General features: G+C 69.0%; 16 protein-coding genes and 3 pseudogenes. 15 read left to right on the top strand and 4 right to left on the bottom strand.

What is annotated here, in order from left to right; genetic code table 11:
* Nucleotides 1-78 precede the first annotated feature (78 nt).
* The 4 genes from ABR737_RS03575 to ABR737_RS03560 all read left to right on the top strand — a co-directional run bounded on the left by ABR737_RS03575 (nucleotide 79) and on the right by ABR737_RS03560 (nucleotide 5,110).
* Complete coding sequence (locus ABR737_RS03575; protein WP_350248719.1) at nucleotides 79-1,185, top strand: Gfo/Idh/MocA family oxidoreductase; 1,107 nt, start codon at nucleotides 79-81, stop codon at nucleotides 1,183-1,185.
* A 68-nt stretch (nucleotides 1,186-1,253) separates the two neighbouring features.
* The gene (locus tag ABR737_RS03570) at nucleotides 1,254-2,678 is read left to right on the top strand and encodes an alkaline phosphatase (RefSeq protein WP_350248718.1); all 1,425 of its coding nucleotides are present in this window, start codon (nucleotides 1,254-1,256) and stop codon (nucleotides 2,676-2,678) included.
* A 227-nt stretch (nucleotides 2,679-2,905) separates the two neighbouring features.
* Nucleotides 2,906-4,048: a DegT/DnrJ/EryC1/StrS family aminotransferase gene (locus ABR737_RS03565; RefSeq protein ID WP_350248717.1), complete on the top strand. Its 1,143-nt coding sequence runs from the start codon at nucleotides 2,906-2,908 to the stop codon at nucleotides 4,046-4,048.
* Nucleotides 4,049-4,156: 108 nt separating this feature from the next.
* Nucleotides 4,157-5,110 (top strand): aldo/keto reductase, encoded by a 954-nt coding sequence (locus ABR737_RS03560; protein ID WP_350248716.1) that lies wholly within the window; start codon nucleotides 4,157-4,159, stop codon nucleotides 5,108-5,110.
* A gap of 857 nt (nucleotides 5,111-5,967) precedes the next feature.
* On the opposite strand, the gene ABR737_RS03555 is transcribed toward ABR737_RS03560, so the two are convergent.
* Complete coding sequence (locus tag ABR737_RS03555) at nucleotides 5,968-6,993, bottom strand: RICIN domain-containing protein (RefSeq protein WP_350248715.1); 1,026 nt, start codon at nucleotides 6,991-6,993, stop codon at nucleotides 5,968-5,970.
* Nucleotides 6,994-7,496: 503 nt separating this feature from the next.
* On the opposite strand from ABR737_RS03555, the gene ABR737_RS03550 reads away from it, so the two are divergent.
* Nucleotides 7,497-7,751 (top strand): hypothetical protein, encoded by a 255-nt coding sequence (locus tag ABR737_RS03550; RefSeq protein ID WP_350248714.1) that lies wholly within the window; start codon nucleotides 7,497-7,499, stop codon nucleotides 7,749-7,751.
* 1,295 nt (nucleotides 7,752-9,046) lie between these two features.
* On the opposite strand, the gene ABR737_RS03545 is transcribed toward ABR737_RS03550, so the two are convergent.
* From ABR737_RS03545 to ABR737_RS43855, 3 genes are all read right to left on the bottom strand, one after another.
* Nucleotides 9,047-9,508: a hypothetical protein gene (locus ABR737_RS03545; RefSeq protein ID WP_350248713.1), complete on the bottom strand. Its 462-nt coding sequence runs from the start codon at nucleotides 9,506-9,508 to the stop codon at nucleotides 9,047-9,049.
* Nucleotides 9,509-9,797: 289 nt separating this feature from the next.
* Complete coding sequence (locus ABR737_RS03540; RefSeq protein ID WP_502964466.1) at nucleotides 9,798-10,301, bottom strand: WYL domain-containing protein; 504 nt, start codon at nucleotides 10,299-10,301, stop codon at nucleotides 9,798-9,800.
* Nucleotides 10,195-10,686 carry a helix-turn-helix transcriptional regulator gene (locus ABR737_RS43855; RefSeq protein ID WP_502964465.1) on the bottom strand — a complete coding sequence of 164 codons (492 nt, stop codon included), beginning with the start codon at nucleotides 10,684-10,686 and terminating at the stop codon, nucleotides 10,195-10,197. Before ABR737_RS43855 ends, ABR737_RS03540 begins: the two co-directional genes overlap by 107 nt.
* A 178-nt stretch (nucleotides 10,687-10,864) precedes the next feature.
* Between ABR737_RS43855 and ABR737_RS03535 the strand changes: the two are divergent.
* From ABR737_RS03535 to ABR737_RS03495, 10 genes and pseudogenes are all read left to right on the top strand, one after another.
* Nucleotides 10,865-11,235, top strand: a pseudogene (locus ABR737_RS03535) (VOC family protein).
* An 82-nt stretch (nucleotides 11,236-11,317) separates the two neighbouring features.
* A pseudogene (locus tag ABR737_RS03530) lies at nucleotides 11,318-12,309 on the top strand (IS481 family transposase).
* 88 nt (nucleotides 12,310-12,397) lie between these two features.
* Nucleotides 12,398-12,901: a hypothetical protein gene (locus ABR737_RS03525; RefSeq protein WP_350248711.1), complete on the top strand. Its 504-nt coding sequence runs from the start codon at nucleotides 12,398-12,400 to the stop codon at nucleotides 12,899-12,901.
* A 121-nt stretch (nucleotides 12,902-13,022) separates the two neighbouring features.
* On the top strand, nucleotides 13,023-13,253 hold the full coding sequence (locus ABR737_RS03520) for a hypothetical protein (protein WP_350248710.1): 231 nt from the start codon (nucleotides 13,023-13,025) through the stop codon (nucleotides 13,251-13,253).
* Between the two features lie 386 nt (nucleotides 13,254-13,639).
* A complete protein-coding gene (locus ABR737_RS03515) occupies nucleotides 13,640-14,188 on the top strand; it encodes a hypothetical protein (RefSeq protein WP_350248709.1) in 549 nt (182 codons plus the stop codon).
* Nucleotides 14,189-14,204: 16 nt separating this feature from the next.
* Nucleotides 14,205-14,549: pseudogene (locus tag ABR737_RS03510) on the top strand (GNAT family N-acetyltransferase); the annotation flags it as partial.
* On the top strand, nucleotides 14,440-14,856 hold the full coding sequence (locus ABR737_RS03505; RefSeq protein ID WP_350256660.1) for a GNAT family N-acetyltransferase: 417 nt from the start codon (nucleotides 14,440-14,442) through the stop codon (nucleotides 14,854-14,856). The pseudogene ABR737_RS03510 and the gene ABR737_RS03505, both read left to right, overlap by 110 nt.
* A 67-nt stretch (nucleotides 14,857-14,923) precedes the next feature.
* Nucleotides 14,924-15,133, top strand: coding sequence for a hypothetical protein (locus tag ABR737_RS03500; protein ID WP_350257152.1), 210 nt, complete (start codon nucleotides 14,924-14,926; stop codon nucleotides 15,131-15,133).
* Nucleotides 15,134-15,994: 861 nt separating this feature from the next.
* The gene (locus ABR737_RS43850) at nucleotides 15,995-16,300 is read left to right on the top strand and encodes a hypothetical protein (protein WP_502964464.1); all 306 of its coding nucleotides are present in this window, start codon (nucleotides 15,995-15,997) and stop codon (nucleotides 16,298-16,300) included.
* The coding region (locus ABR737_RS03495) for a DUF2397 family protein (protein ID WP_350248708.1) at nucleotides 16,219-16,595 on the top strand (377 nt) is incomplete at its 3' end. The genes ABR737_RS43850 and ABR737_RS03495, both read left to right, overlap by 82 nt.

The following is a 16,595-nucleotide window of genomic DNA, read 5'->3' as shown; positions in this document are numbered from 1 at the left end:
GCCCGGCCATCACGCACCGCGGGACGACCTCATCCCGGCGCCCCGAGCGGCGCCGACAGGCAATTACGGAGACTTTCGATGAGAGTGGGAATCGTCGGGGCCGGCCGCATGGGCCGACTGCACGCGCGCACACTGCTCGAACTACCGGACCCACCCGCCTTGGTGGTGCACGATGTCGACCTCGACGCCGCAGATCGTCTGGCCGGCGCCCTGGCGGCTGAAACCGGCGCCGATGTGACGGCCCGCCAAGCGCTCACCGACGTTGTCGCCGAGGTGGACGCGCTCATCGTGGCCACCCCCGCGACGCAGCGGCGAGCCCCGCTGCTGGCCGCCGCACAGACGTCTTTGCCGGTGTTCTGCGAGAAACCGCTGACCTCCGACGACACCGAAGCCCGCGAACTGGCCGAGGCACTGGCACACACGCGCATACACGTCGGCTTCCAACGGCGCTGCGACACCGAGTACCGGGGGCTGCGCGAACGAATCCTCTCGGGCGGACTCGGCCGGATCCTGCTGGTGCGGTGCACCGCCTTCGACCACGAGCCGCCGGCCGACGCGTACGAACAGACGGCGGGCGACATCTTCACGGACTGCCTCATCCACGATATCGACGCCGTGCACTGGCTGACCGGACAGCGCACGATCGCCGTCCAGGCGAACGGGGCGCGATTGCTCGGCGGCGCCGGGTACGACGTGGCCACCGCCGTCCTCACCCTCACCGACGGAGCGCGAGCAGTGCTCTGCGCCTCCCGGCTCGACCCGCACGGATACGACCACCGCATCGAGGTGCTGGGCACCAAGAGCTCACTCTCGGTGGGGCTCGACGCACGAACCCCGCTGCGCCTGCTCGGCCAGGACGGCACAAGCTTCCCGCCCGCTCCCCGGCAGCACCCCTACCAGGACTTCACCGACCGCTTCGCGACCGCCTACCGGCAGGAGATCCACGCATTCCTCCGCATGGTGACACAGGATGCCCCCAGCCCCTGCACCGCACAGGAGGCGCTGCGTGCGCAGGAAGTAGCCGCAGCCGCAGGCCACGCCGCCCGCACCGGCAGCCACGTCCAACTCGGCCCGGCCCCGTCCGGCGCCCCCGTAACACCCGCGCGCAGCCGGGCCCGACCGGACGCGGTGACGGCACACCAAGCACAGCACGGCACCCTCGCACAGGGCGCGCCGCACGCCTGAACAGCGGACCGAACGAACCGAACGAGACCGACGTGAACCGGGCGAGGAACGTGACGATCCGACTAACCATGAACGACACCGGCCACCGGACCGACGGCACGCGGTACACGGCCCCAGAACGGACGACCGGGACCCGCCGCCACCTCGGCAGAAACAGACCCGCCCCGCGGCGGCACGCCGTTGTGGGCACCGTCCTGCTGGCCCTCGCCACAGGGCCCGCCGCCGGCACCGCGACCGGAGCGGGCGCACCGGACCCAGGTCCGGCGGACAACGTCATCCTGCTGATCGGCGACGGCATGGGCGACGCGGAGATCACCGCAGCACGCAACTACTCCGTGGGCGCGGCCGGCAGACTGGCCATGGACACCCTGGACGCAGAGGGCCGGCGCACCACGTTCTCGGTGGACGGGCGGGGCCGACCGGTATACGTCACCGACTCCGCAGCAGGCGCCACCGCCTGGGCGACGGGCCGGCGCACGGTCAACGGACGGGTCTCCAAAACCCCCGGCACCAACCAGCCATTGCCCACTCTGCTGGAGAAAGCCCACCACCAGGGCTACGCGACCGGCAGCGTCACCACGGCCTCGATCGCCGACGCGACCCCCGCCGCATTGACGTCGCACGTCACGGACCGGTCCTGCAAAGGCCCCGCGGACATGGCCGCATGCCCGGCCGACGCCCGGACCGCGGGCGGCGCGGGCTCCATCGTGGAGCAGACGGTCACCGCCCGCCCCGACGTCCTGCTCGGCGGCGGGGCCGACCACTTCGCACAGACGGTCACGGACGGCCCGCACCGCGGCCGAACGGTGCTGGAACAGGCCCGCGCCACCGGCTACCAGGTGGTGCGCGACCAAGCGGAGCTGACAGCGGCCCGCCCCGACCGGCCCGTGCTCGGGCTGTTCGCCCCCGACCAGATACCCGTGGAATGGACTGGAACACTGGCCGCACCCGGCGGGACCACGCCCCGGCGGTGCGCCTCCCACAACCCCGCCCGGCCCGCCGGCACGCCCACCCTGGCCGAGTCCACCCGCGCCGCACTCGACCTGCTGACAGCCCGGCGCGACCGGGCAAGGGCGACTGGCAAGGGATTCTTCCTGCAGGTTGAGGGTGCCTCCATCGACGACCGGGCACACGAAGCCGACCCGTGTGGCCAGATCGGCGAGACCGTGGCCTTCGACCGGGCAGTGGCCACCGCCCTCGCGTACGCCGAACAACACCCCCGCACTCTCGTGATCGTCACCGCCGACCACGGCCACGCGACCCAGGTACTGCCCGAGGACGCCCGACCGGCAGGGCTGTCCGCCACGCTCGTCACCGACGAGGGCGGCCGCGTGCAGCTCGGATACGCCACGGCCATGCCCGGCGAGATGCAGGACCACACCGGGGCCCCGGTACCGGTTGCTGCCCAAGGGCCGCTCGCGCGCCGGGTACTCGGAGTCCGCGAGAACACCGACCTGTTCGGCACAGTGAGAGCGGCCCTCGGACTGCGCTGAACCGCCGCCGCTACGGTCGTGCCCCGAACCTCCTGGGAATTCCCCGGCCCCGGAGAATTCCAGGCATCCCGGACATGATCCGGAGCGTTCCAGGGTGTTCCGGGGCGGCCGTTGAAGAATTTCGGGCCGCCCCCCAGCATGGCCCGACAGAAAGCGGATCGCCATACGCCGATCCCCGCTCCCCAAGAACCCATAAATGCATCCACCGAGTTGAAAGGCGTGAAGAGTTGAACTCCTCCCAGGAATTACCGCGGTGGCCCCAGCTGACGGAAGACGACATCGAGGCGGCGGTCGCGGCCCTGCGCTCCAACCGACTGGTGGGGCACGGGAACAGCACTATCGAAGAGTTCGAGGCAGTGCTCGCCGCCGGCCAGGGAGTCGAGCACGCGGTCGCCGTGTCCACCGGCACGGCGGCGGTACACCTGGCACTGCACGCCCTCGACGTCGGCCCGGGCGACGAGGTCATCGTGCCCACCCACACGTTCATCGGCTCGGCGAGCCCCGTTGTGTACCTCGGCGCCCGGCCGGTCTTCGCCGACGTCACACGGGACACCCACTGCCTGGACCCCGTCTCGGTCAAGTCACTGATCACGCAGCGCACCAAGGCCATCGTGGCGGTCCACATCAACGGCATCGCCGCCGACATGGCCGCCCTGACCACCGTCGCCGCCGAGGCGGGCGTCCCGGTCATCGAGGACGCAGCGCAAGCGCTGGGCACCGAGATCGGCGGCCTGCCCGTCGGCAGCTTCGGGGACCTGGCCTGCGTCAGCCTCTTCGAGCAGAAAGTGATCACCTCCGGCGGCGAGGGCGGCGCCGTGCTCACCAACAACCCGGTCTACGCGGAGCGGGTGCGCCGACTGCGCAGCCACGGCGAAGGCCCCGTCGTGGGTAGCCCCGGGATGATCTGGGCGCACGAGGTCGGTTACAACTACCGCCTCACCTCGGTCCAGGCGGCCATCGGCATCGCCCAGCACAAGCGGCTCGGCGAGATGGTCGAGGCCCGCCGCCGCAACGCCGCCCACCTCTCACAGCGACTGGCCGGTGCCGAGGGACTGGAACTGCCGGTGGAGCCGCCGGGCACCACCCACGCGTTTTGGAAGTACGCGGTGCGCGTGGTGCCGGGCGGCGGTCGCCGCCCGGCCGCGGACATCGCCGCCGACCTGCGTTCGCGGGGCGTCCCGGTGCTGCTGCGCTACCCGTTCCCGCTGCACAAGCAGCCCGCGTTCGCCGAGCACCAGGGGGCGTGCCTGCCGGTCGCCGAGCGGCTGTCCCAGGAGCTGCTGGCGCTGCCGTCGCACCCGGGGCTCACGAAGGGCCATCTGGACCACATCGCCGACGAGTTCCGCAGGGCCGTCGCCGTCACCGCATGACGCGCCTCCTGCACCACGCCTGACACAGGGGCACCGCGCACCGGTCACACACGACCGGAACGCGGAGCCCGCTCCTCCCGACCAGCCCACACCACCAGGAGGGCCGCTATGACCCCCGCCCCGCTGCCCGCCCCCGCCCTGCCACCCGGTCCCGAGGGCCCCCCGCTGCTCCTCGGTACCTCAGCCTTCGGCCAGAACGAACTCGGCTTCCCCGTGTTCGACGCCTACTGGGAGGGCGGCGGCCGGGCCTTCGACACCGCCTGGCTCTACGGCCACGCCTACGGCCCCGGGTGTTGCGAACGCACCTTCGGCGCCTGGGCCCAGTCGCGCGGCGTTGACAAGGACGTCTGGGTACTGGCCAAGGGCGCACACACCCCGGAATGCCTGCCTGACCGGGTCGAGCGCCAGCTCACCGAGAGCTTCGAGCGGATGGGCCGGGACGCTGCCGCGCTCTACATGCTTCACCGCGACAACACCGACATCCCCGTCGGCGAGTTCGTCACCGTCCTCGCCGACCTCGTGGACCGCGGCCTCATTGGCGCGTACGGCATGTCCAACTGGACCCTCGAACGCGTCACCGAGGCCCTCGCCTACGCCCGCGCACACGGTCTGCCGCTGCCCGCCGGCATCAGCAACCAGTACAGCCTGATCAACATGGTCCACCCCATCTATCCGGGCACCGAGACCTCCAACGACCCCGTCTGGCGCGCCTGGCTGGCCGAGGGCAGCGTCCGGCTGTACCCCTGGGCGAGCCAGGGCCGCGGTGCACACGCCCTCGCTCACCCCGATGAGCTGCGCACCGGTCCGCTCGCGGAGAGCTGGTACAGCCGGACCAACGCCGCCCGGATCCACCGCGCCCGTCTGCTGGCCGAGCGCACCGGCATATCCGCCACCGGCATCGCCCTCGCCTGGACGCTTTCCCAGCCCTTCCCGGTCGTCGCTCTCATCGGGCCCCGGCAGCCCGAAGAGGTCCGTGACTCACTGGCCGCCGCGGCACATCGGCTCACCGACGCCGAGCGTGACTGGCTGGAGACCGGCGGGGATGACCTCCCCACCAGCTGACCTCCGCAACACCGGCCTGCCGGCGATCCGGCGCATCGCCGGCAGGCGGCCCACGGCCGTCGGCGTCGACCAGGACCTGGCGGCTGAAACCTCGCAACCCCCGGTTCCCTGTGCAATTCCTGCATGCGACAGGGCGCATCCGAAATCCGCCCGCCGTTTTCCTCCCACATCGGATGTGCGGGGAAGGCCGGGGCATTCGGGCTGACGTCGTACGCGGTTGAACACTGGATCACTACCGGAAGAAAGCGAACTCTGGAGCGATTTTCAGCACGTTCATCGCGCAACTGTCTGCAGGATTCCCTTCCTTGAGGGAGCAATCGTGACGACTCCGTTTCACGGGGCTCGACCGCCCTCGCGTGCGCTGCGCGGAATCGGCAAACTGCCGCTGCCCCTGCGGTCCCGCCCCCTGCCACCGTCGGGGAGAGGGACCTGCCAAGGATCACCGGCCGACCCGTGCACGGGCCGGCCGTTGGCGCCACTGGCGCTGTTACCGGTACTGGGCATCGCGTCCGGCACCACGGTGCTGCTGCTCGTGCTGGCCGGCCGCTACGGCTACGACGGCGACGAGCTGTACTTCATCACGGCCGGCCGCCACCTGGATTGGGGGTATGCCGACCAGCCCCCGGCGTGCCGCTGCTGGCGCTGCTGGCCGACACCCTCGCTCCGGGGACACTGTGCGGGCTGCGACTCCCGGCGATCCTGGCCACCGCGACAGGGATCGTGCTGGCCGCGCTGCTGGCCCGGGAGTTCGGCGGGGACCGGCGGGCGCAGTGGGTGACCGCAACTGTTTTTGGCTGTTTTGTGGTGCCTGTGGCGCTGTGGCGCTGTGGCGTTGTGGTGGGGTTGGTGCGGTTGGGTCAGTTGTTGGTGATGGAGGGTGCGGGTGTCGGTGGGGGGCGGCTGTCGAGGAGGAAAAGCTGCTTTGGGTCCTTTGTGCGGCAGGGAAGCTGGATCACGGGGGTCCATTGCGTCGGTGGGCTTCCGTGGATCGAGGTGCAGGCGCCGGTGTGGGTGGGGACGAGTCGGTAGCGGGCGTGGCCGGCGGGTTGGAGCTGGAAGTGTTCGGCGTTTCCGCGGTGGCCGCAGTAGTCGTTCGTCAGTTGGGCGCCTGTGTGTGTGCTCCCGCCCGTCACGCCGAGGCAGCCGTTGCCGAAGACCGGGTGGAGGGAGCGGAGCCGGTAGGTGCCGTCTTCCATCGGCTCGACGGAGTAGACCGGGACGGCTTTGGCGCAGGTGGCCTGGTAGATGCGGCCGCTGCTCTCCTCTTCTCGTTCGGACAGGCAGAGCGACGAGGCAGCGGAACGGATGCGGTAGATGCCCGGCTGGGGTCCGGGGAGCGCGGCGCGGGGCGTGGCGGAGGCCGGAGCCGCACCGATGATATGTGCCGGGGCTGTTTCCTCCCGGGTGAGGCGCGTGAGCGCCAGGGAGCCGCCGGTCACGGCCAGCAGGGCCAAGGAGACGCTGCCGATGAGGCGACCGTGTGCCGGCCTCCTCGGTCCCGGAGTCGTCCCCTGTTCAGGGGACGGCTTTCCCTGGTGAGTGCCGCTTGTGTCGGTGTCGCCCGCCGCCGTGGTGTCCTCGGGGGCGGTGGTATGGGGGCTGCTGCGGGTCAGGTCGCGGTGGGCCCTCAGCCAGCGTTCAACGTCGCGCGGAGAACCACCGCAGGCGCGGACGAAAGCCTCCACGACCTCGGGGCGGGGAAGGGAACCGCGGCTGAGGGTACCGGCAAGGGTGCTGGCCGGGAGCGCGTCCCCGCGTTCTTCGGCGTGCACGGCCAGCTGCCGGTACGTCAGGCCTGAACGGTCCTTCATGAGCCGCATCACCACGACGAACTCCGCCGGAGTCCTGGCTCGCCGGGGATCGGGTGGCTGCTCGTCGGGCATGTCCGCCCACTCCCTCCGCTTTCCCCCGTGTTCGGAACACCGGACAGGCTCGCAAGCGTGAGCTGGACACACAAGAGCAAATCGAGCTGTTCGGGGCGCGGGATCGCAAATCGGGGCGGGGAGGGTGGGTTGCCCGTACTGGGACCGCAGGGGCGGTCTTCGACGCCTGAGGGAAGATTCTCTGGTTTGCGCCCTCTCGCCGCGTGCCGAGACGTCGGTGTCAACCGCAAGACGGGTGACCACTGGACCGGCGTACGGATGGTGAAGAACAGGAGCGGTGGGGACTGTGCCGACGCGCCGGTCGTCGACAGTGAACGCGGACAACAGTCCGACTTGCCCGGCTGATCAGCCCGGACATGTCCGGCACCTGTTCCGAACATGTCCCGGACAGGTTGTGTGCTGACATCCCCAGACCGAGGGAGCAAGCTCGCAACATCCGGCCCGACGGGAATCCCGAGCACGGGTAACCGTCCCACGTCCCTCACTGCAAGGGGAGTCCACCTATGAGAATGCGTTTGGCCGTCGCGGCGGCTGTTCTGGGTGCTACTGCTACTGCCGCTGTCGCCGTGCCAGCGACGGCGACTGCTGCTCCGTCAACGGTCTCTTCGTCCTGGTACGACACCAAAGAGACATTCAACAAGAGCGCCGCGTGCGAGCGCAGCGGTCAGTGGTGGAAGGACAACCACACCAACGTCATACGGTGGCGCTGCGACTGGACCTCGTCCAGGAGTTTCCACCTGTACCTGCTGCTGCGCTGATCCAGGTACTTCAAACGGTCCGTCCCTCCGTAAGAAGGGGCGGACCGCCGCCCGGCTGCCGAGCCCGCCTTCGGCCCTACATCGACGAAGGCCTGATCGGCGGCCTCGAAGCCGCCCGCACCACCGGGCAGCTGGACAAGCTGCCCGCCTCGCCCGCGAGCTCAACGCCAACTACACCGCACAGCGCACCTACGCCTGCCACATGCTGCTGCGCGCGATCCTCGGCCATATCCCACCGGCCTTCGGGCACCGGTCCTTCGACCACGTGGTCGAAGGACGTCCTGGGGAAGACGGACAGGGCCTCCGTTCAACGCCTGGCCAATGTCCGCGAAGCCGCCGACGACGCCACCGTCCGCTCTCCACCCATTCGAGCCGCATCACCATCCACGACCTGCCACACCGCGCCTACGCCAACGCCCTGCTCCCGCACGTCCTCGACAAGCTCACCGCCGCACCTCAGACCTGGCCTCGGACAGACACGAACGCCATGAGCCGGGCTCCGCACCGACTGCGGCAGAAGGGGACCGGTCACCGGCCCAAGGATGATGTGCCCGGCGCTGCGGGTGGACCCAGGGGGCTGACGCCGCCCGCGGCGGCAAGGAGGTCGTCGACGAGTCCGACAAGTGTCGTCAGCTGGCCAGTGGCAAGTGGTACTCCGTATACGACGACGCCACCGTCACCAACGTCGCCCAGGCCACCATCGACCACATGGTCCCCTCGCCCAAAGCCCGGCGCTCCGGCGCCGACGCCTGGACCACGGACCAGCGCGAAGCCTTCGGCAACGACCTCGAAGACCCCAGCTCGTCGTCGCCTCCGAGTCCTCCAACAGCTCCAAGAGCGACAGCGGCCCAGCCGACTGGAAGCCGGCCAAGCACGCCTTGTGGTGCACCTACGCCGAGGACTGCACCCATGTGAAGTCCGTGTGCAAACTCACCACCACCGACAGCGAGAAGACCGCGCTGACCTCCATGCTCGACACCTGCACCAACTAGCCCGCACAGTGATCGCGCCAGCGCGGTGTCCAGCGCGGTCAACAGCGTGCGGAACACGGCTCAGGTCTTCTTGCCGAGGCAGCCGACGACGCCTGAACCGCGGCTCATCACCAGGCCACCCGACCCGTTTGGCGGATGCAGGGATTGGGATCGGTGAGGCGAACGGCTGCGGCGAGTCGCCAGCTGGGCTGAGTGCGCTGCGGCGTCGATGAGGAGGAATGCGGGCATTGTTGACGGTTGGCCGTGCGCCCGCCCAGATGGGGCGCTCAGTCGTCGGCGATCTGCAGGGCCAGCGCGAAGTGCTCACCGTCCGTTCCTGCGAGCAGACTGTCGAACAGAGGGGTGAGCCCGTTCACTGCGCCGCATTCGGCGTCGTGGTCTGGTCCACCAGCTGGCCTTTGATCCGAGCAGGGACACCACTCGGTCCGCCGCGGGTTCGGCGCTCTCGGCGGGCAGGTGCCGGTGGCTCGGCCAGAGCAGGTCGACGGCCGCGACCTGGGCCAGGAACGGGGCGGCCCTGTGCGTGTCCACCGGTTCCAGAGCAGCGCAGATCTCAGGGACGGACGGTGGGGCGTACCCGGGTAGGAAGCGCCGCCAGGCCTCGTCCGTCGTGATCGCGACCAGCAGTGTGCGGATCCGGGCCGCCAACTGTGGCAGGTCGGCTTCCGGCTCGGTGAAGCGTCCCGCGGCCACGTACACCCGCATCGGTGTGGACAGCTCTGCCATGCCGGCTTCCAGCTCGGCCAGGAGCCCCATGGACGTCACAGCGTGATTCTGCCGTAAGTCCCGCGCGCCCCTCGCCCTGCGCCGGCCGGCTGGAGTGCTCAGTCACGGTAACCGCTGTGACTGAGCACTGCAGTTGGGACTGCCCGGTAGATCGAGAGCTCAGCTCGACGTCCCCTCCAGAGGGAGGTGGTCTCGGTTGGGGTGGCGCGCCGAAAAGGTTTGTCACGAGGTCGGATGTCGACGTTGATCACCTCATGACGACCAGAAAGGGCCATGCCGGTGTACTGACCGGAGACGTTGATTGAGAGCAGGGCGTTCCGCTCGGCAGTCACGAGGCCGGGGTTGAGTGCCTTTCAACCAGGTCTCTGGCGAGCTGACTGATGCGTTCGCGGGCTGTCTCTGGGGTGAGTATCTCGATGTGGTCGCCGAACTGGAGGAGCTGACGCACTGACTCGATGTCGGGGTAGCGGACGACGACGGTGCACCAGCCGTTTTCCGCGTCGGAGACGTCGTGGATGCGGTTGCCGAGGATGCGCCGCGCCAGGTCGAGTCCATTTTCTGGCAGGCGGACGGTCACGCTCACGCGACCTTGCCCCTCTGTGCGTTCCTTCAACGCGGCCCATCTGGTGCGGAGGGTTTCGCTTGGTCGGAGAGCAGCTGGCGCGTCGAGTTGTTCGTAGGACGAGAGTCGTTCCAGAGCGGGAGCAGGCCGACCGTTCCCCTGGTCATCGGCGATGAGATACCAGCGACCGGATTTCGCGACGATCCCGTACGGGTCGACCACCCGCGTTGAGGCCTGATTCTCGGCGCTGCGCCGGTATTGGATTCGCAGCCGGCGGGCGGTGTCGCAGTGCCGAGGCCAGATCCGATACGTCGACCCCTGCCTCTGAGTCAGCAAACCACGCGGTGCTGTCTACCAGCACCAGGTCCGCCAGTTGCAGCAGGCTCGGCGATCCAGGTGCTGCAGCCTGCCGAGCGGCGATCTTGCGCGCGGCCGACTCCCACACCGCAGACAGACCCATACGCTCAAGTTGCGCGCTGTCCAAACCGGCTACGGAGAGTGCCTCCAGCTCTGATGGTTCCAGATGCGATGCGTTGAGCCGCGCACTGGGGAGCAAGACGATCCCGCCGTTCCGCCCGCGTTCGGCATAGACAGGCACACCTGCTGTCGAGAGCGCCTCGACATCCCGCAGCACGGTCCGCCGAGACACTTCCAGACGTCCGGCGAGCTCGGTGGTGGTGATGCGCTGACGGGCCTGCAGGAGCAGCAGAGAGAATGCAACAGCCTCGAAGCCTTCATACTGACCAACCTTTGCAGAAAAGGTGACAGGTTCTGTCGCGATGCGGCGGTCAACTGGAGCAGTACCGAGAATTCAACGATCTGAGGAGCGCACTATGCCCGCACCCAACCTGTTCCTGATCGGCGTCCGCGACGCCGAGACCGCTACCGCCTTCTACAGCGACCTGTTCGAGATCGAACCGACCTTCATCAGTCCCCACTACGTAGCTTTCGAGGTTGCTCCCGGCGTCCTGTTCGCGCTGTGGACGGGCTACAGCGAGCGGCGCTGGTCCCGAACACCCCTCGAACGAGCGAAGTCGGACTGATGGTCCCAGGAGGAGGAGCGACCGGGATTGACGAGATCTTCACGAGCTGGGTCTCGAAGGGAGTCCATGTCGCGGAGGAGCCACACGACGCTGTCTTCGGTCGCACGTTCGTCATCACGGACCCCGACGGCAACCTCATCCGGGTCTCCCCGGTGGACTGATCTTCACGCCCTCTACCCACACGTTGTCGAAGGGCCGCCCGCACCCCATGGTCGGCCCTTCAGGCTGTCCAGGAGCTCAGACATGTCACATCCGAACGCCGTCCTCACCCCGCGCCACCGTTCTGAAAGTCGCTCGACTCGTCGTTGACGACGGCTGGCCGACCAGCGAAGTCGCGGCCCGATTCCAGGTGTCCTGGCCAACCGTACAGCGCTGGGCCGATCGCTACCTTGCAGGCGAGTCCATGCAGGACCGATCCTCACGACCCCGGAGATCTCCGACCAAAATACCCAAGAACGTGACGAAGTGATGCGTCAGCCTGCGACTGCGCCTGCGAGAAGGGCCCGTCCAGCTCGCCGCGAGACTCGACATCGCCCCGTCGACAGTGCACCGAATCCTGCGATCGGGTCCGACTGGAGCCCGACTCGCCTACGTCGATCGAGCGACAGGTGAACCCGTCCGCCGGTACGTGCACGACCACCCGGGATCGCTCGTGCACGTGGATGTGAAGAAGCTCGGGAACATCCCCGATGGAGGCGGTTGGCGGTACGTCGGTCGCCGCCAAGGCGAGAAGCACCGCGTCGCGACACCGGGCAAGTCACGCAACGCCTACGGCGGCCCGAAGCTCGGATAGTGCGTTCGTGCACACCGTCATCGACGACCACTCCCGCGTCGCCTACACCGAGGTCCACGATGACGAGACGGCCGTGACCGCAGTCGGCGTGCTGCATCGCGCGGTGGAGTGGTTCGCCGAGCGCGGCGTCACCATCGAGAGGATTCTCTCCGACAACGGCGGCGCCTACCGGTCCTACCTGTGGCGCGACACGTGCGACACCCTCTCGATCACACCGAAGTACACGCGCCCTTACCGTCCGCAGACCAACGGCAAGGTCGAACGCTTCCACCGCACCATGGCCGACGGCTGGGCCTACGCCCGCTGCTACACCAGCGAGCGACAACGCCGAGACGCTCTGCCACCGTGGCTGCACCAGTACAACCAGCACCGTCCGCACAGCGCTTGCGGCAACCAGCCCCCGTTCTCACGGTTGATCAACCTCCCCGATCAGTACATCTAGGCGCCCTGCTCCGCTCTCCACCGCTCGCGCGCCACCGACTGCCGCAGTGCCCGATGGCCGTGACCGCCCACCCCAGGAGAGCCCGCCCGTGCAGAAGACCGCCCTCGTTCCCTACGCCCACCTGCCCCGAGCGCACCACGACCGCCACGTCCTGACCAGTACCGCCGACGTCTTCGGCGCCGCCCACTGGCTGCTCGCCGAACGCGCTCCGCAGCCCGGCGGCGATGTCCTGCCCTTCAACGCGCTGGTCGTTTCCGTCGATCCGGGCGGCAACGTCGAACTCACCGAGCTGAGCGCCGTACGGGCCCGCTGGCCGCACCTGGACCGCCTGCCCGACGGCGGGTTCGTCGTCGCTGGTCTCGCCCCCCAGTACAAGGGCGAAGTCCAAGGTCTTCACGCGCTCGGCCGCGAGACCTCGTCCTTCTCCGTCGGGGACGCCATCGAGCACCTGCTCGTGGACGAGTCCGGCCATATCTGGGTCGGGCACTTCGACGAGAACCCGGCCGGAATCCGCCGCTGGAGCGCCACGGGCCGCTTACCTGGACGTAGAACGGCGCCCCCATCCCCGGTCTCTTCGACTGCTACGCCCTGAACGTGTCGGGCACCGCCGCCTGGGCGTGCCCGTACACGGCTTCCCACTCGTCGAGATGTGCCCCGACCGCCGTGACCGGCCCGTGAGAGTGTGGGCGAACCGCGTACGGGGCGCCCATGCGGTGGCTGTCCACGGCGAGCAGGTCGCCTTCGTCGGCGGCTGCGGCGAGGAGCGGGACCGACTCGCCCGCGGAGAGCTCACCGAAACATCAGTCGAGCCAACGGACGTCGGCCTGCTCACCCTGCCCGAGGGCGCCGCCCCCGGCCGCCGGCGGGTTGTCAGCAGAGGAAGCAGGATCTACGTCCAGGCCGACCCGTTCACCACGTGGGGCGTGTTCGACCTCAGCAGCTGATCCCCCGCACTGGGAAGACCAATTCGCTCCGGTCGCCGACCATCCGACCGACAGTCCCGCAAAGATCTTGCCGCGGCGCGTGCCGGCGAGGGTCCGACGGTCTTCGACTGGTTGGTCGGGACTTCGACAGGTGCCGGCGCTCTTGTGCTGCGCTGATCCTTTGAGCGATCGGCGCGGCTCCCGGCCTGGAAAATCCAAGGCCCAGGGAGCCGTCGCGTGGAAAGCCAACGACCCCGACGGCGACGGCGCCCGCGACAAGGCCGCCGAGATGGCCCAGGAGGACGACCACCTCCTTCGCCTCGCCGCCACCGGCGCCCTCAGCCCCGACTACCGGGTGAGCGCCGGGAGCGTCGAGGAAGGGCGGCCGGTGGCTGGCCGTGGCCTGGATGCGACCCCTGTGGCGGGCCCTCACCCTCGCCCGCGGCCCCGAAGGAGACCGTGCCGCAGTCCGCCCCTGGCTCGCGGGCATCGCACGCACCTGGACCGAGCGCCTCGCCCGCCTGCACGCCGCCGGCTGGGCCCACGCCGACGTCCAGCCCGCCGACACCCTCGTCACCCACGACGGCCACGCCGCCGTCATCGACTACGCCCTCGCCTGCGGCCCCGCCACCGACCGCCGCGTCCCCTACCGGGGCGCCCTCCACCCGCACCACCGCCCCGAGTCGCCACCGCGATCCTCTCCACCCCCGCCGACACCCACATTCCCGCCCAGCCGCCCGCCGGCATCTGGAGCCTGGGCGCCTCCCTGTTCTGGTGCTGGACCGGCCACCGCCGCGTCGCCTACGACGACACCACCGACCGGCTGGAGAAGCCGGCCGCCATCGCCAAGGGCACCACCACAGCGCTGCGCGACGTCCGGCCGCGGCCCGTTCCCGAACCCCGAGGACGCCATCACCGCGTGCCTGGCCCCGACCCCGCCGACCGCCCCACCGTGAAGGAGCTGACTGCCTCATGGTGACCCTGCGCGCCCTGGGCCCCGACGATGCACCAGCTCTCACCCGCATCTACAGCGGCGCCTCCATCCGGCACACCACCGGCAAGCCCCTTACCCTCGACCAGGCCCACGAGAAGATCCGCACAGCCCTCGCCAGAGCCGCCGAGACACCGCGCGCACAGTGGAGCTGGGGCATCCTCGCCACCGACGAGATGATCGGCCTGAGTCGCCCTGCGGCGACGGGCCCCGTCCCTGGGCACCCTCAGCTACATCCTCCGCGAGGACACCTGGGGCAACGGCTACGCCACCGAAGCGGTCGAGCACGTCACCGCCTTCGCCATCGCCACCGCCGGCCTGGAGCGCCGGGAGGCCATGCACACCCCGACAATCCGGCCTCCGGCCGAGTCCTGGCCAAAGCCGGTTCACCCGCACCGGCACTTCCGACCGGCCCGCCGACGACGCAACCGCCGTGCCGTACCAGGTGTATGCACTGCCGTTGCCCGGAGCTCCACTCCATTACTGCTGATCACCGACGGGAAATCAGACCTCATGCCCATCATCGGTCCCGGCTACGACGACCCCGAGTCGACAACTACGACTCCGCCTGGGGAACCCCAGGACACCCTTCCGGCGATGGCTGTTCGAGAAATTCGCCGCGGCCGGATGTGAGTACGCCGCCGACGCCGCTGGCATCTACGCGCCCGCCAACCGATACCACGGCCTCGACGACATCAACATGGGCATCGCCACCCTCACCGGCATCAGCCCCGACGCCGTGCGGGCTGCTCACAAAGCCGACCTCGCCGATTGGGCACGCGAGCAGCAGTTCCGAGACCACCCCGACCTGGTCGCTGGGGTCCGGCGCACCTCGTTGGTGTCGAAGTGGAGGACCTGCAACTCCCTTGACATGACGTCTCCCTGGCATCACGTCGTACTGTCGCGGTGAGCCGTCGGCAACGGACTGCCAGAGCATTAGCACAACGCCCGCTGCCGCCGGAGCGGCGAACAACGCGATCCGGACAGCTGCGACGAGCCGGTATGCAGTTCCGGGTCATGCCGTCGACCGACGGCCGGTGCTTCCCGGCCCCGCGCTTTCGCCGCACGACGAGCCTGTGCTTGATCGACGTCAACATGATGAGCTTTGGAACAGCGGCACCGCTCTGAGGCTGTTTCTGGAGCTGGGCCTTGGCCGCTTCGGCAGCCACCGCAGGCTTCGTTCTGACGCTGAATAGGGCCTGCGCCGTCCTTGGATTAGTCGTGGGTCTTGGATACCCCGATTATCGAACGAATTGGCGAATTGTTTGAGTGGGGAGACGGCGGTGGGGTCCGCGCATTCGGTGCTTGCGGCTTCGGGCATCAATCTGGCCGAATGCCGCCCGCTGGGTGCAGCGTGCGCCGCCTCGGTTTCATTGTGCCTCGGAAGGCCTCGCCAGCGATCGAGACGTCTGCTCGGGATCCCAAAGCTGCAGATCAAACCAGCTTTTGAGGCCTGCGGCCTCGGTCATGGAATGAGGTGTTGACACGGGCAGTATCGGTTCGTCGTCTGCGACTTGCGGCTGGTTGCGGTGGTGGATTCGAGTCATGTGGGGTGCGGGAGAAAGTTACTCGAATTTGCCGATTCTCGGCGGCGTTGTCAGTGGCTGCATCTACTTTCCAAAACAAGGCCCACAACAGGCTGGGCCAGGGGCGCGCGGAAGGGGGAGTGGTGGCGGAAGAGTCGGACCGTGCTGCGGTTGATGGCGTGGGCGACGCCCGGCAGGTCGTGGGGTATCTGGTGCGTCCGGAATCTGCTGACTACATCGCGATCATGGATGTGCTTGAGGGGTCGGTGACCGACATGACAGTTACCGAAGTCGCAGCAGCGCTGTCGGTCACCCGGCTCGGTATGGAAGCGCGGCTGGTCGAAACACGCTTGGATGCCCTGAAGGACATGGGAGCGGTCTCAGTACGGTCGGACACCAGCCGGGCGCGGCGGTATGCCGAGATCCTCGACGGCACCGGCGCTACACCGCCAGTCCTGCGGGCCGCCACGTGCAGCGCTTCTACCGGCAGGTCCTGGCCGGCACGCCGACCGTGCGGGAGATCCCGATCGTGTCGCTCAGCCGCATCGTGACCCACCTTGAGAAGCTCGCCGAGTCGCTGGGCACGAGGGAGCCGGCCGCCGGTCATCTGGAGGCCGCAGGCGTCGATGCAGTGAGCGCCGTGTTCACCAGTCACGATGACCTGGACGCGGCCCTGGTCGGTGCCGAGGATGCGCTGATGAGCTTGGCCGACCGGTTCAACCTGGACGAGGAACGCGCCAAGAACATCAAGGGCCTGCTGGTCGACTATGCCACCCGCGTCGCCGCCGAACTCAACTCCGGCTCGGCGCGAGCGGCAGCGGCACTGACGGTGTTGCGGCCATGGTT

It is taken from the genome of Streptomyces sp. Edi2 (assembly GCF_040253635.1).
Taxonomy (GTDB): Bacteria; Actinomycetota; Actinomycetes; order Streptomycetales; family Streptomycetaceae; genus Streptomyces.
The sequence above is the reverse complement of the archived record's forward strand: the minus strand, read 5'-3'. Positions and strand labels throughout refer to the sequence as shown.